This window comes from Rhodococcus sp. BH4 (genome assembly GCF_002079265.1).
Taxonomy (GTDB): Bacteria; Actinomycetota; Actinomycetes; order Mycobacteriales; family Mycobacteriaceae; genus Rhodococcus_F; species Rhodococcus_F qingshengii.
This window is the reverse complement of the sequence record NZ_CP014941.1, coordinates 3,392,616-3,408,097: the sequence shown is the minus strand read 5'-3', so window position 1 is coordinate 3,408,097 and position 15,482 is coordinate 3,392,616. Positions and strand designations below refer to the sequence as shown.

The 15,482-nt window shown below is 60.4% G+C and carries 9 protein-coding genes and 3 rRNA genes; all 12 read left to right on the top strand.

Annotated elements, in window-relative coordinates; all coding sequences use genetic code 11:
- The first annotated feature begins 222 nt into the window (after nt 1-222).
- The 12 genes from A0W34_RS15750 (at nt 223) to A0W34_RS15695 (ending at nt 15,477) form a co-directional block, all read left to right on the top strand.
- Nucleotides 223-1,740 (top strand): 16S ribosomal RNA (locus A0W34_RS15750).
- A 328-nt stretch (nt 1,741-2,068) separates the two neighbouring features.
- Nucleotides 2,069-5,201: ribosomal RNA gene (locus A0W34_RS15745) — 23S ribosomal RNA — on the top strand.
- Nucleotides 5,202-5,354: 153 nt separating this feature from the next.
- A 5S ribosomal RNA gene (rrf, locus tag A0W34_RS15740) occupies nt 5,355-5,471 on the top strand.
- Together the 16S, 23S and 5S rRNA genes form the textbook arrangement of a ribosomal RNA operon.
- Before the next feature lie 61 nt (nt 5,472-5,532).
- Nucleotides 5,533-6,474, top strand: a complete 942-nt coding sequence (locus tag A0W34_RS15735; protein ID WP_073513327.1) for a hypothetical protein — start codon at nt 5,533-5,535, stop codon at nt 6,472-6,474.
- The gene (locus tag A0W34_RS15730; RefSeq protein ID WP_007731903.1) at nt 6,471-7,454 is read left to right on the top strand and encodes an HAD-IIA family hydrolase; all 984 of its coding nucleotides are present in this window, start codon (nt 6,471-6,473) and stop codon (nt 7,452-7,454) included. Before A0W34_RS15735 ends, A0W34_RS15730 begins: the two co-directional genes overlap by 4 nt.
- Nucleotides 7,455-7,530: 76 nt before the next feature.
- Nucleotides 7,531-7,773 (top strand): hypothetical protein, encoded by a 243-nt coding sequence (locus A0W34_RS15725; RefSeq protein ID WP_081557918.1) that lies wholly within the window; start codon nt 7,531-7,533, stop codon nt 7,771-7,773.
- A gap of 1 nt (nt 7,774) precedes the next feature.
- Entirely contained in the window at nt 7,775-8,614 is an 840-nt protein-coding gene (locus A0W34_RS15720) for a TlyA family RNA methyltransferase (protein ID WP_003946142.1), read from the top strand.
- A complete protein-coding gene (locus A0W34_RS15715; protein WP_003946132.1) occupies nt 8,611-9,558 on the top strand; it encodes an NAD kinase in 948 nt (315 codons plus the stop codon). The genes A0W34_RS15720 and A0W34_RS15715 overlap by 4 nt, the downstream gene beginning before the upstream one ends.
- Nucleotides 9,559-9,560: 2 nt before the next feature.
- On the top strand, nt 9,561-11,339 hold the full coding sequence (gene recN, locus A0W34_RS15710; protein ID WP_003946143.1) for a DNA repair protein RecN: 1,779 nt from the start codon (nt 9,561-9,563) through the stop codon (nt 11,337-11,339).
- Between the two features lie 86 nt (nt 11,340-11,425).
- The gene (gene steA / locus A0W34_RS15705) at nt 11,426-12,610 is read left to right on the top strand and encodes a putative cytokinetic ring protein SteA (protein ID WP_007731902.1); all 1,185 of its coding nucleotides are present in this window, start codon (nt 11,426-11,428) and stop codon (nt 12,608-12,610) included.
- Nucleotides 12,607-13,560 (top strand): copper transporter, encoded by a 954-nt coding sequence (locus A0W34_RS15700; protein ID WP_007731900.1) that lies wholly within the window; start codon nt 12,607-12,609, stop codon nt 13,558-13,560. Before steA ends, A0W34_RS15700 begins: the two co-directional genes overlap by 4 nt.
- Nucleotides 13,561-13,716: 156 nt before the next feature.
- Complete coding sequence (locus A0W34_RS15695) at nt 13,717-15,477, top strand: CTP synthase (RefSeq protein ID WP_003946139.1); 1,761 nt, start codon at nt 13,717-13,719, stop codon at nt 15,475-15,477.
- Nucleotides 15,478-15,482 lie beyond the last annotated feature (5 nt).

Here is a 15,482-nt window from a genome sequence, read left to right as displayed (position 1 = left end):
GTGCCAAATTTTTTTGGTACTTCGCATGTCGGATGATGTTCCGGGCCTTCGGGTTTCGGTTCTGATGTTCGGGGTGTGAGTATTTTTCGTCGGTGATTGTTCATTCTTCCGTCTGAATGGTTGCCGACACATTTTTTGCTAGTTGAGTTTTTTTGCTAGTGATTTGACTCTTTTTGTCTATGACTGATTAGCCGGCCTTCGGGTTGGTGATATCTAGAGTCTTCAACGGAGAGTTTGATCCTGGCTCAGGACGAACGCTGGCGGCGTGCTTAACACATGCAAGTCGAGCGGTAAGGCCTTTCGGGGTACACGAGCGGCGAACGGGTGAGTAACACGTGGGTGATCTGCCCTGCACTTCGGGATAAGCCTGGGAAACTGGGTCTAATACCGGATATGACCTCCTATCGCATGGTGGGTGGTGGAAAGATTTATCGGTGCAGGATGGGCCCGCGGCCTATCAGCTTGTTGGTGGGGTAATGGCCTACCAAGGCGACGACGGGTAGCCGACCTGAGAGGGTGACCGGCCACACTGGGACTGAGACACGGCCCAGACTCCTACGGGAGGCAGCAGTGGGGAATATTGCACAATGGGCGAAAGCCTGATGCAGCGACGCCGCGTGAGGGATGACGGCCTTCGGGTTGTAAACCTCTTTCAGCAGGGACGAAGCGCAAGTGACGGTACCTGCAGAAGAAGCACCGGCTAACTACGTGCCAGCAGCCGCGGTAATACGTAGGGTGCAAGCGTTGTCCGGAATTACTGGGCGTAAAGAGTTCGTAGGCGGTTTGTCGCGTCGTTTGTGAAAACCAGCAGCTCAACTGCTGGCTTGCAGGCGATACGGGCAGACTTGAGTACTGCAGGGGAGACTGGAATTCCTGGTGTAGCGGTGAAATGCGCAGATATCAGGAGGAACACCGGTGGCGAAGGCGGGTCTCTGGGCAGTAACTGACGCTGAGGAACGAAAGCGTGGGTAGCGAACAGGATTAGATACCCTGGTAGTCCACGCCGTAAACGGTGGGCGCTAGGTGTGGGTTCCTTCCACGGAATCCGTGCCGTAGCTAACGCATTAAGCGCCCCGCCTGGGGAGTACGGCCGCAAGGCTAAAACTCAAAGGAATTGACGGGGGCCCGCACAAGCGGCGGAGCATGTGGATTAATTCGATGCAACGCGAAGAACCTTACCTGGGTTTGACATATACCGGAAAGCTGCAGAGATGTGGCCCCCCTTGTGGTCGGTATACAGGTGGTGCATGGCTGTCGTCAGCTCGTGTCGTGAGATGTTGGGTTAAGTCCCGCAACGAGCGCAACCCCTATCTTATGTTGCCAGCACGTTATGGTGGGGACTCGTAAGAGACTGCCGGGGTCAACTCGGAGGAAGGTGGGGACGACGTCAAGTCATCATGCCCCTTATGTCCAGGGCTTCACACATGCTACAATGGCCAGTACAGAGGGCTGCGAGACCGTGAGGTGGAGCGAATCCCTTAAAGCTGGTCTCAGTTCGGATCGGGGTCTGCAACTCGACCCCGTGAAGTCGGAGTCGCTAGTAATCGCAGATCAGCAACGCTGCGGTGAATACGTTCCCGGGCCTTGTACACACCGCCCGTCACGTCATGAAAGTCGGTAACACCCGAAGCCGGTGGCTTAACCCCTTGTGGGAGGGAGCCGTCGAAGGTGGGATCGGCGATTGGGACGAAGTCGTAACAAGGTAGCCGTACCGGAAGGTGCGGCTGGATCACCTCCTTTCTAAGGAGCATCTCTTTCGCTCGCTGCACACAGGTGTGGTTGAGGAAAGCAGAGGCCATTTCGTTCCCGTATGTGGAACGGTGGTTGCTCATGGGTGGACGCTGACAAGCATTCGTTTTCGTTACTGCCGGCCTCAGTGCTGGTGGGAGAACAAATTATATCGGCATACTGTTGGGTCCTGAGAGAACACGCGAGTGTTTCCTCGAAGGAAGTAACGACAATGTTCAGGCGCGGTCATACCGCAAGAATTTTTTTCTTGTTGGTGTCTGCTTGGAGCCTGAGTGTTGTGTGTTGTTTGAGAACTGCACAGTGGACGCGAGCATCTTTGTTGTAAGTAATGAAGAGCGTACGGTGGATGCCTTGGCACCAGGAGCCGATGAAGGACGTAGGAGGCTGCGATAAGCCTCGGGGAGCTGTCAACCGAGCTGTGATCCGAGGATGTCCGAATGGGGAAACCCAGCACGAGTGATGTCGTGTTACCCGCGCCTGAATATATAGGGCGTGTGGAGGGAACGTGGGGAAGTGAAACATCTCAGTACCCACAGGAAGAGAAAACAACCGTGATTCCGTGAGTAGTGGCGAGCGAAAGCGGAAGAGGCTAAACCATGGGTGTGTGATAGCCGGCAGGTGTTGCATTCGTGGGGTTGTGGGGTTCATTTTGTCTGTTCTGCCGAGCAGGCCAACAGTAAGAAATCACAGGGTTAGTGGAAGTGGTCTGGAACGGCCTGTCGTAGAGGGTGAGAATCCCGTACACGAAAACTTTGTGACTGTTGTAATGGAAACCCAAGTAGCACCGGGCCCGTGAAATCTGGTGTGAATCTGTCGGGACCACCCGATAAGCCTGAATACTCCCTGGTGACCGATAGCGGACTAGTACCGTGAGGGAAAGGTGAAAAGTACCCCGGGAGGGGAGTGAAATAGTACCTGAAACCGTGCGCTTACAATCCGTCAGAGCCTTCGAGCAGTTTACTGCTGGGGGTGATGGCGTGCCTTTTGAAGAATGAGCCTGCGAGTTAGTGGCATGTCGCGAGGTTAACCCGTGTGGGGTAGCCGTAGCGAAAGCGAGTCCGAATAGGGCGATCGTAGTGGCATGCTCTAGACCCGAAGCGGAGTGATCTACCCATGGCCAGGTTGAAGCGACGGTAAGACGTCGTGGAGGACCGAACCCACTTAGGTTGAAAACTGAGGGGATGAGTTGTGGGTAGGGGTGAAAGGCCAATCAAACTCCGTGATAGCTGGTTCTCCCCGAAATGCATTTAGGTGCAGCGTCGCGTGTTTCTCACCGGAGGTAGAGCTACTGGATGGTCTAGGGGGCCCACAAGCTTACCGAAATCAGCCAAACTCCGAATGCCGGTGAGTGAGAGCGCGGCAGTGAGACTGCGGGCGATAAGGTTCGTAGTCGAGAGGGAAACAGCCCAGATCGCCAGCTAAGGTCCCTAAGCGTGTACTAAGTGGAAAAGGATGTGGGGTCGCGAAGACAACCAGGAGGTTGGCTTAGAAGCAGCCACCCTTGAAAGAGTGCGTAATAGCTCACTGGTCAAGTGATCCTGCGCCGACAATGTAGCGGGGCTCAAGTACACCACCGAAGCTGCGGCATTCACGCAATAGCCCCCAGTTGATCCAAGGATTTTCTGGCAGGTGTGTGGATGGGTAGGGGAGCGTCGTGTGGCCATGGAAGCGGCAGGGTGACCTAGCCGTGGAGGCCACACGAGTGAGAATGCAGGCATGAGTAGCGAAAGACGAGTGAGAAACTCGTCCGCCGAATGACCAAGGGTTCCTGGGCCAGGTTAATCCGCCCAGGGTGAGTCGGGACCTAAGACGAGGCCGACAGGCGTAGCCGATGGACAACGGGTTGATATTCCCGTACCCGTGTGAACGCGCCCATGGTGAATCAGTGATACTAACCATCCTGAAGCCACGAGAAGACCTTCGGGTCTCGAGTTGGTGGATGCATGGGACCTGATCTGGTAGTAGCCAAGCGATGGGGTGACGCAGGAAGGTAGCTGAGCCAGTCAGTGGTAATACTGGTGTAAGCGTGTAGGGCGTGACCTAGGCAAATCCGGGTCGCACATAGCCTGAGACGTGATGCGTAGCCGATTGAGGCGAATTCAGTGATCCTATGCTGCCGAGAAAAGCCTCTAGCGAGCTTTCACACGGCCCGTACCCCAAACCGACACAGGTGGTCAGGTAGAGAATACTAAGGCGATCGAGATAACTATGGTTAAGGAACTCGGCAAAATGCCCCCGTAACTTCGGGAGAAGGGGGGCCCTGTCTGGTGACGACATTTACTGTCTGAGCTGGGTGGGGCCGCAGAGACCAGTGAGAAGCGACTGTTTACTAAAAACACAGGTCCGTGCGAAGTCGTAAGACGATGTATACGGACTGACGCCTGCCCGGTGCTGGAAGGTTAAGAGGACCGGTTAGTTCTTCGGAGCGAAGCTGAGAATTTAAGCCCCAGTAAACGGCGGTGGTAACTATAACCATCCTAAGGTAGCGAAATTCCTTGTCGGGTAAGTTCCGACCTGCACGAATGGCGTAACGACTTCTCAGCTGTCTCAACCGTAGACTCGGCGAAATTGCATTACGAGTAAAGATGCTCGTTACGCGCGGCAGGACGAAAAGACCCCGGGACCTTCACTACAGCTTGGTATTGGTGTTCGGTTCGGTTTGTGTAGGATAGGTGGGAGACTGTGAAACGGTGACGCCAGTTATCGTGGAGTCGTTGTTGAAATACCACTCTGATCGAATTGGACCTCTAACCTCGGACCATGATCTGGTTCAGGGACAGTGCCTGGTGGGTAGTTTAACTGGGGCGGTTGCCTCCCAAAATGTAACGGAGGCGCCCAAAGGTTCCCTCAGCCTGGTTGGCAATCAGGTGTCGAGTGCAAGTGCACAAGGGAGCTTGACTGTGAGACTGACAGGTCGAGCAGGGACGAAAGTCGGGACTAGTGATCCGGCACCGGCAAGTGGAAGCGGTGTCGCTCAACGGATAAAAGGTACCCCGGGGATAACAGGCTGATCTTCCCCAAGAGTCCATATCGACGGGATGGTTTGGCACCTCGATGTCGGCTCGTCGCATCCTGGGGCTGGAGTAGGTCCCAAGGGTTGGGCTGTTCGCCCATTAAAGCGGCACGCGAGCTGGGTTTAGAACGTCGTGAGACAGTTCGGTCTCTATCCGCCGCGCGCGTTAGAAACTTGAGGAAGGCTGTCCCTAGTACGAGAGGACCGGGACGGACGAACCTCTGGTGTGCCAGTTGTTCCGCCAGGAGCACCGCTGGTTAGCTACGTTCGGAAGGGATAACCGCTGAAAGCATCTAAGCGGGAAGCCTGTTCCAAGATGAGGTTTCTCACCCCCTCGAGGGGGTAAGGCCCCCGGCAGACCACCGGGTTGATAGGCCAGAACTGGAAGTGCAGTAATGCATGCAGGTGACTGGTACTAATAGGCCGAGGACTTACCACAAAGAAGCTACGCGTCCACTGTGCGGTATCTGAAACAACACACAGATACTGATGAGAAACCCTGTTTTCTCCATCCCCCAACACCAGAAACTGGTGTTGACGGGTGGTGAAACCAGGTGATCAGAAGAAGGTTACTGTGACAGTTTCATAGAGTTACGGCGGTCATAGCGAAGGGGAAACGCCCGGTCCCATTCCGAACCCGGAAGCTAAGCCCTTCAGCGCCGATGGTACTGCACTCGACAGGGTGTGGGAGAGTAGGACACCGCCGAACACCCGTTAACCGAAAGGGGACCCAACATATTGGGTCCCCTTTCGTGCGTTGTATGAGAGGAATGACTGTGTCGGAGAATGGCGACGAGCGTCGGTCCTTCCGTGGGGGAGGAGCGCCTCGATCAGGTGGCCCCCGTCGTGACAACGACGGGCGTGGATCACGCGGCGCTGCAGGCGGAGACCGCCGCGGTGGTGCCGGAGACAACAACCGTGGCGGTGCTGGAAACAGTAACCGCGGCGGCGGATTCAACGGCGGACAGCGTCGCGGCGGCGAGGGTGGGTTCACCCCTCGTGGACGCGATGGCGACCGCAACCGTCAGCAAGCACGACCTGACGAACCGGATTTGCCCGACAACGTAGAGCCCACGGAGTTGGACCCGGCCGTTCGTCGGGATCTGCTCAGCCTCGACAAGGACAACGCCAACACGGTTGCGCGTCACCTCGTCATGGCGGGCAAGCTCGTCGACGAAGATCCGGAACTCGCACTGCTCCACGCTCGCGCTGCCCGTCAGCGCGCCGGCCGAATTGCGGTCGTTCGTGAAGCTGCCGGAATCACCGCGTACCACGCCGGTGAATGGGCTGAAGCTCTCTCCGAGCTTCGTGCTGCCCGTCGAATGGCTGGCGGACCGGGTCTGATCGCTGTCATGGCCGACTGCGAACGCGGTTTGGGTCGACCCGAACGCGCGATCGAGCTCGGCCGTAGCGACGAGGCTGCCCTGCTTTCGGGCGACGAGGCGTCTGAGTTGAGGATCGTCGTCGCGGGCGCCCGCATGGATCTCGGTCAGTTCGACCAGGCAGTTGTCACACTGCAGACCAAGGATCTGGACGCAGCGCGTACCGGTGAAGCTGCGGCTCGGCTGTTCTACGCCTACGCCGATGCCCTCGTTGCAGCTGGTCGTGTCGAAGACGGACTGAAATGGTTCCTCAACGCTGCAGCTGCTGACCTCGAGGGTGACACGGATGCTGAAGAACGGGTGGCCGAGTTGACCGGAGAAGATCAGTGACCGTGCTTCGTACTCAGTACGACGTACTTTTGCTCGATCTCGATGGCACTCTGTACGCCGGAGCTCATGCGATTCCCGGCACCCAGGCCGCTCTCGGTCAGGGCACGCAGGCCTTGTACTACGTGACCAACAATGCGAGTCGCTCGCCTTCGGCAGTGTCGGCGCATCTGACCGAACTCGGTTTCGATTCCGAAGACGATCGTGTCGTCACCAGTTCTCAGACGGCAGTGCGTCTGCTGTCGGAGCGTCTCGAACCCGGTGCCGCTGTGCTCGTCGTCGGTACCGACGCATTGGCCGACGAGGTGACGCGCGTCGGGTTGCTTCCGGTGCGCGAATTCGCGGATTCTCCGGTTGCTGTCGTTCAAGGACATTCGACGGAGACCAACTGGTCGATCCTTGCCGAGGCGTGCTTGGCGATCCGGGCCGGTGCGCTGTGGGTAGCGGCAAACCTGGACACAACACTGCCGTCGGAGCGGGGTTTGGTGCTGGGCAACGGCTCGATGGTGGCAGCTCTACGCGCTGCGACCAAGCAGGAACCGTTGGTGGCAGGTAAGCCTGCTGCACCGCTGATGGAGGACGCGCTCGCTCGCAGCGGGTGCTCGCGTCCACTGGTGGTCGGTGATCGTTTGGACACCGATATCGAAGGCGCACAAGCTGTTTCGATCGACTCGTTGTTGGTTCTCACCGGTGTGAGCACGCCGGGTGACGTACTGCGGGCTCCGGTTGAGCAGCGCCCCACCTACATTGCAGCAACTCTGGATTCGCTCAATCAGCCGGCCGTCGAATCGCTGGTCGGTGCGGACTCCAAGTGGTCTGTCTCCGTGAACGGGTCGGCGCTGGTTGTCGACGGCCCGGTTGTCGGGGACGAGATGTCGCTTCTACGCGCGGTTGCGCCTGTCGCATGGGCTAATCCGTCGTTCCGGACCCTGGAAGCGTCGGATGCCGGCGTGGCGGATCTGTTTGCATCCTGGCTCGTCTGATCTCTCGCAAATGTGTTCGACTCGCGGGGGTGCGGGTGTATGCGTAACCGAGAGTCATGCACTAACGTTGTGCCCGATGAGCACGCCGACACCGCACCCCGGAAACACGAGTAACGGATCTCCGTTGCCCGGGCCACGCCCTTCCGTCGATCCGGAACGCATACGTTCTGACGTCGACGGTTTGCTGGCGCGCCTGGGCGGCATCGAACAGGATCCGAACGATCAGCACGGAGCAGGTGTGATTCCGCAGAAGGCACAATTTTTGGAACAGGCACACGAGGTGCTCGTCCAGGCACTCGCCTCTGTGGACAGGGCTTGACGTGGCACGTAGAGCACGGGTGGACGCCGAACTTGTCCGTCGCGGACTCGCACGGTCACGAGATCATGCGCAAGAACTGATTTCCGCCGGGCGAGTTCTCATCTCGGGAGCCGTTGCGACCAAGCCTGCGACGGCGATCGAAGCCGGAACGCCACTTCGGGTCGTCGAGGTGGAGCAGGAAGTTTCGTGGGCGTCGCGAGGTGCTCACAAACTGATCGGCGCACTCGACGCCTTCGGTGCCGAAGGATTGACGGTCGAAGGTCGCCGTTGCCTCGACGCCGGCGCATCCACCGGTGGGTTCACCGATGTTCTGCTGACGCGTGGTGCGAAGGAAGTTGTCGCAGTCGACGTCGGCTACGGACAACTGGTGTGGCGCCTGCAGTCCGATGACCGGGTGCACGTCATCGACCGAACCAATGTTCGTGCAATTGATGCAGAGACCATCGGCGGAACTGTCGATCTCGTTGTCGCGGACTTGTCGTTCATTTCTCTCAAACTTGTACTCGGGGCGTTTGTCGCCTGTACTGCTGACGGCGCGGACCTGGTTCCGATGGTCAAGCCTCAGTTCGAGGTGGGCAAGGACCGCGTCGGTGCCGGTGGCGTCGTACGAGATCCGGAATTGCGAATCTCGGCTGTGCTCGACGTGTCGGAGGCTGCTGCAAAGGTAGGTCTGCGGACGTTAGGTGTTGTGGCCAGCCCATTGCCCGGTCCGTCGGGAAATGTCGAGTATTTCCTGTGGCTTCGAAAGACAGGTTCGCCCGGTGATCACGAGCCGGACACCGAGGGAATTCCTTCGGTGGAGGACATGATTCGCAAGGCTGTAGAGGAAGGGCCCCAGTGAACGCGGTCACGAACGGCGAGTCGCGCGAGATCCTTCTTGTCGCACACCCTGGTCGACGTGACATCACGGAAACCGCCAAACGAGTCGGGAAGATTTTCGAACGGGCGGGAATCGGGCTGCGAGTCCTCGTCGACGAAGCAGACAGCTCGCGCATCGAAGCAATGACGGAACCCGCGGGCTTCTCTGCGCCGGGTCTCGACGTCACGGTTGTTCATCCCGGCCCTGATGCTGCCGTCGGATGCGAGTTGGTTCTGGTTCTCGGTGGTGACGGCACATTTCTGCGCGCCGCCGAACTCGCTCAAGAAGCGTCCATTCCGGTACTGGGCATCAACCTCGGACGGATCGGATTTCTGGCAGAGACCGAGGCCGAGCATCTCGACGAGGCTCTCGCACAGGTAGTTCGCAAGGAATATCGCGTCGAGTCCCGTATGACACTCGACGTTGTGATTCGGGTGGACGACGAGATCATCGATCGCGGGTGGGCGCTCAACGAGGCCAGTATCGAGAATCGTTCGCGTTTGGGAGTTCTCGAAGTTGTCCTCGAAGTCGACGGCCGACCGGTGTCTGCCTTCGGTTGCGACGGTGTTCTCGTGTCCACTCCTACAGGCTCGACCGCTTATGCCTTTTCCGCAGGCGGCCCTGTCGTGTGGCCAGAACTCGAAGCTTTGCTCGTCGTACCCAGCAACGCGCATGCGCTGTTCGCGCGGCCGTTGGTCACCAGCCCGAATTCGATCATCGCGGTGGAGACCGTCGCCGGTAGCCACGACGGCCTGGTCTTCTGCGACGGTCGTCGTACGTTGGAACTGCCTGCCGGCGCTCGCGTCGAGATCGTTCGCGGCGCCACTCCCGTCAAGTGGGTCCGGTTGGACTCTGCGCCCTTCGCTGATCGGATGGTTCGCAAGTTCGAGCTTCCGGTTACCGGATGGCGAGGAAGGAAGCCTTAATCGTGCTCGCAGAGATCCGTATCGACAGTCTTGGTGTGATCTCCGAGGCCAGCGCCCAGTTCCACGAGGGCCTGACCGTCCTGACCGGTGAAACCGGCGCAGGTAAAACGATGGTCGTCACCAGCTTGCACCTCCTCAGCGGAGCGCGAGCCGATGCCGGGCGGGTGCGGTTGGGCGCGTCGCGAGCCGTCGTCGAAGGACGATTCATCGCCGACGACGTCTCACCGGCCACCGAGCGTGAGATCGTCCGAATCCTGGAATCGTCCGGCGCCGAGCGCGACGAGGACGGGACCATCATCGCCGTCCGGACAGTCGGCAGCGACGGCCGCTCACGGGCTCATCTCGGCGGACGAAGCGTGCCGGCGGGAGTTCTCTCCGAATTCACGGATCCACTTCTGACTGTCCACGGACAGAACGATCAGCTGCGATTGCTTCGTCCCGACCAGCAACGCAATGCGCTGGACCGCTTCGGGGACAAGGCAATCGGAACGCTGCTGACGAGGTACCGCAAACACCGTCGTGAATGGCTAGATGCTCGTTCGGAGTTGATCGAACGCACGTCGAAGGCTCGTGAACTGGCGCAAGAAGCAGATCAGTTGACCTTCGCGCTCAACGAAATCGACGGCGTGGCACCCGAGCCAGGCGAGGACACGGCAATCGTTGCCGAAGTTCGTCGACTCAGTGAACTCGATTCGCTCCGCTCGGCTGCGGAAGAGGCGCACGCTGCGCTCGCCGGTAGTGACGACATGGCCAGCGGCGACGTCGGGGTCATGCCGGCGCTAGACCTGATGTCCGAAGCGCGGGCGCGTATCGAGTCGGTCACCGACGCAGATCTGGACGGCCTCGGTTCCCGGTTGGCCGACGCTATTGCCGTCGTCACCGATGTTGCCGGTGACCTGAACACCTATCTGTCCGGGCTGCCCGCAGACCCGGGTGCGCTGGACTCTTTGCTGTCGCGGCAATCGGAACTGAAGACTCTGACTCGCAAGTACGCCGCCGATGTCGACGGTGTTCTCGAATGGGCAGATACCGCTCGCGCTCGTCTGTCCAAACTCGACGTGTCGTCGGATGCGTTGTCGCTGTTGGCCAAGCAGGTCGAGGAGACGGCTGGCCTCACCGCGGAAGCCGCCACAAAGCTGAGCGCCGCCAGAGTCAAGGCAGCGGCAAAGCTCGCCAAAGCCGTCAGCGCGGAACTCGCCGGTCTGGCGATGGGACGTGCGGGTCTCGAGGTGACTGTGCGTTCTCAGCCTGCGGGCCCGCAGGACTCGGCGCCGCTCAGCGTCGGGGGAGTAGACCTTCATGCCGGGTCTGCCGGCGTCGACGAGGTGGAATTTCGTCTGTCTGCGCACAGCGGGGCACCGTCACTTCCGATCAGTAAGAGCGCTTCCGGTGGCGAGCTGTCACGCGTCATGCTGGCGCTCGAGGTTGTTCTCGCTGGTAGCGACACCGGTGCGACGATGGTTTTCGACGAAGTGGACGCGGGGGTCGGTGGTCGCGCTGCTGTCGAGATCGGCCGCCGATTGGCGAAACTTGCTCGTACGCATCAGGTTATCGTCGTCACCCACCTTCCGCAGGTTGCTGCGTTTGCCGACACCCACCTCGTGGTGGACAAGGTCGACGACAAAGGCGGCGTGGTGAGCAGTGGCGTGCGGACCTTGTCGGATTCGGATCGGGTGGTCGAATTGGCCCGTATGTTGGCAGGGCTGGACGACACCGAGACCGGTCGTGCGCACGCCGAAGAACTGCTCGAGATCGCGAATGCGGCCCGCGTCACAGATTGAAGGTTCTGTGGTGTTGGTGTGACTGATGTGGTAGTTGTCGGCGCGCCTCCACCGGTCAACGCGGTTTCAGGTTCATCATCGAAGCCATGAAGATGCCCGGATTGCTCTCACGTAACACCGAATCCTTGCCTGGGATCAGTGGCATCGCCAGGGCCGATCGGAACACGGCGAAGCTTCTACGCCGCGTCGGTCCTGGAGACATCGTGATCCTCGACGAAGTCGACATCGATCGCCGGACCGCCGATGCTCTGGTGAAAGCCGGAGTCATGGCCGTGGTCAACGCGTCGCCGTCGATTTCGGGGCGGTACCCCAACCTCGGACCGGAAGTGATCGTCGCCAACGACATCGTTCTGATCGATGCCGTAGACGGTGACGTCTTCAAGAACGTCAAGGACGGCAGCAAGATCCGCCTGCACGAGGGCGAGATCTTCAACGGCGAGAAGAGCCTCGTCAAGGGCGAAGAGCAGACCGAGGCCGAGATCTCCGATCGGATGATCGAGGCCAAGACCGGCCTGGTCGATCACCTGGAAGCGTTCTCGGGTAACACCATCGAGTTCATCCGCACCGAAAGTCCTTTGCTGATCGACGGAATCGGTGTTCCGGACATCGACATCGACTTGAAGGATCGCCACGTCGTGGTCGTCTCCGACGGACCCGAACACGAGGCCGATCTGAAGAACCTCAAGCCCTTCATCAAGGAGTATTCGCCGATCCTGATCGGTGTCGGTGCAGGTGCGGACGTGTTGAGCAAGGCCGGATACCGCCCCGATCTGATCGTGGGCGACCCGGAAGAGATCACCAGTTCCACCCTCAAGTCCGGCGCGGAAGTTGTTCTGCCCGCAGACCAGGACGGTCATGCGGCGGGGCTTTCCCGAATCCAGGATCTCGGGATCGGGGCGATGACGTTCCCGGCGACCTGCTCACCGACCGACCTTGCGTTGCTGCTCGCCGATCACCACGGAGCTTCACTGATCGTGACGGTCGGCAACGTGGTGTCCTTGGACGAGTTCTTCGACCGTGGGCGTCGTGAAAGCAATCCGTCGGCGTTCATGACTCGGCTCAAGGTGGGACCGAAACTGGTCGACGCCAAGGCTGTGGCAACGCTGTATCGAAGTCGAGTGTCCGGCGGCGCGATCGCGCTCCTGGTGCTCGCCGCCCTGGTGGCAGTGATCGTCGCCCTGGTCGTGTCCAATGCCGGTAGTGAAGTTCTCGACTGGGCAATCGCAACGTGGAACAGCTTCGCGCTGTGGGTTCAGGGGCTCTTCAAGTGATTTCGATGCGTCAACATGCAATTTCCATAGCGGCAATCTTCCTGGCACTCGCGATCGGCGTGGTGCTCGGTTCCGGAATGCTGTCCAGTGGATTGCTTTCGGGTCTGCGCGACGACAAGGCGGACCTGCAGAACGAGATCGAAGACCTCAATCAACAGTCCAATCAGCTTCAGCAGCAACTCAATTCCGCGGACGGCTTCGATGCTGCTGTCGGCGGTCGCGTCGTGCGTGACAGTCTCGCTGGTCGCACCGTCGTCGTCATCACGGCACCGGACGCCGATCCCGGTGATCTCGACGGTGTCAACCGACTCGTCACTGCCGCCGGTGGCGCCGTGACCGGACGCGTCTCGCTCACCGATTCGTTTGTCGACGCCACGGGCGGTGACCGCTTGCGGACCGTCGTCACCAATGTCATCCCTGCGGGCATCACACTCAAGACCGGTGCGGTCGATCAGGGCAGTCTCGCGGGTGATCTGCTCGGTTCGGTTCTGCTTCTCAACGGGCAGAACAGCGAGCCGCAGAGCACTCCGGACGAGATGAATCTCGCGCTCGACTCGCTGCGTAGCGCCGGTTTCATCAGCTACGACGACGGAGCGGTCAAGCCGGCTCAACTCGCGGTGGTTCTCACCGGCGACAACAAGAGTGAATCCGACGCAGCCACGGGTAACCGCGGCGCCGTCATCGCCCGGTTCGCCGGTGCTCTCGACGGACGCGGCGCAGGAACGATTCTCGCGGGCCGGCCTGGCTCGGCCGAGGGCAGTGGTCCGGTTGCCGTTGCTCGTGCGGACGCGGCGCTCTCAGCGGGCTTGACGACCATCGACAACATCGATCGGGAGTCGGGCAAGATCACCACGCCGTTGGCGCTGCAGGAACAGTTGAACGGCGGCGCCGGCCGCTACGGCACGGGACCGGGAGCGGCGGCGGTCACCGTCGGCGCACCCACCAACTGAACACCCCGGTATTGATACGCCGGTCACATCGGGGGCGGAAAGTCGGCGCGTTGTAGGCACCGACCCCCGATAGGTGTTACCGTGAAATCCCGTGGGTCGGCAGGCCCCAGCATGCTTCATCAGACCAAGCCCTGCACAGTCGTCACGGGAGCCCCTTTGCCACAGTCACGCACTAACACGCGTACCGCCACCAAGCACATCTTCGTCAGCGGAGGTGTAGCTTCCTCGCTCGGCAAAGGTTTGACCGCCTCGAGCCTGGGACAGTTGTTGACCGCGCGGGGAATGCGCGTGACCATGCAGAAGCTCGATCCCTATCTCAATGTGGATCCGGGCACCATGAACCCCTTCCAGCACGGCGAGGTCTTCGTTACCGAAGACGGTGCCGAGACCGACCTCGACGTCGGACACTACGAGCGGTTCCTCGACCGTGACCTCTCCGGCCAGGCGAACGTCACCACCGGCCAGGTCTACTCGACGGTCATCGCCAAGGAACGCCGCGGCGAGTACCTCGGCGACACCGTTCAGGTCATCCCGCACATCACCGACGAGATCAAGCGTCGCATCCTCGAGATGAGCGGTCCGGATCTGCAGGGACACCGCCCGGACGTCGTGATCACCGAAATCGGTGGCACCGTCGGCGACATCGAATCGCAGCCCTTCCTCGAAGCCGCTCGCCAGGTCCGCCACGACGTCGGCCGCGACAACGTCTTCTTCCTGCACGTCTCCCTCGTGCCGTACCTCGGCCCCTCCGGAGAACTCAAGACCAAGCCCACGCAGCACTCGGTTGCGTCGTTGCGCAGCATCGGCATTCAGCCCGACGCGCTGATCCTTCGTTGCGATCGTGACGTTCCGCAGGGCCTCAAGAACAAGATCGCCCTGATGTGCGACGTGGACGTCGACGCCTGCATCTCGACGCCCGACGCTCCCTCGATCTACGACATCCCGAAGGTTCTGCACCGTGAGGGCCTCGACGCCTACGTCGTTCGCCAGCTCGGTCTCCCGTTCCGCGACGTCGACTGGACCGTGTGGGGCAACCTCCTCGATCGTGTTCACCAGCCGCGTGAGACCGTGCGGGTCGCGTTGGTCGGCAAGTACGTCGACCTGCCCGACGCATACCTCTCCGTCACCGAGGCACTGCGCGCCGGTGGATTCGCGAACCGGTCCAAGGTCGAGATCTCCTGGGTCCCGTCGGACGCCTGTGAGACCGAAGCCGGAGCGCAGGCCGCTCTCGGTGACGTCGACGGTGTTCTGATCCCCGGCGGCTTCGGCATCCGCGGCATCGAAGGCAAGCTCGGCGCGATCCGTTTCGCACGTTCGCGCAAGCTGCCGCTGCTGGGTCTGTGCCTGGGTCTGCAGTGCGTCGTCATCGAAGCTGCTCGTAGCGTCGGCCTCGACGATGCCAACTCGGCCGAGTTCGAGCCGGACACCAAGCATCCGGTTATCTCCACGATGGCTGATCAGGAAGACGTCATCGCCGGTGACGCCGACCTCGGTGGCACCATGCGTCTGGGTGCTTACCCGGCTGTGCTGACCAAGGGTTCCGTCGTCGCTCAGGCCTACGGAACCGAGGACGTTTCCGAGCGTCACCGTCACCGTTACGAGGTCAACAACACCTACCGCGACCGGATTGCCAAGTCCGGCTTGCAGTTCAGCGGAACCTCACCGGACGGTCATCTGGTCGAGTTCGTCGAGTACCCGCGTGAGCAGCATCCGTTCTTCGTTGCCACCCAGGCACACCCGGAGCTCAAGAGCCGCCCGACGCGCCCGCACCCGCTGTTCGCGGCCTTCGTCGAAGCAGCGTTGACGTACAAGCTCGAAGAGCGCCTGCCCGTCGACGTCCACGGTGACGAGAAGATCGACACCGCCGCCACCGAGACGGCGCTCGACGCTGCAGTCGAGAACGTGGAAAAGGTCTAGCCACA

Bases quoted from the DNA above. Each gene is read 5' to 3' on its own strand.
- steA (WP_007731902.1), top strand. From the start codon at position 11,426: ATGAAGATGCCCGGATTGCTCTCACGTAACACCGAATCCTTGCCTGGG.
- A0W34_RS15725 (WP_081557918.1), top strand. From the start codon at position 7,531: ATGAGCACGCCGACACCGCACCCCGGAAACACGAGTAACGGATCTCCG.
- A0W34_RS15735 (WP_073513327.1), top strand. From the start codon at position 5,533: ATGACTGTGTCGGAGAATGGCGACGAGCGTCGGTCCTTCCGTGGGGGA.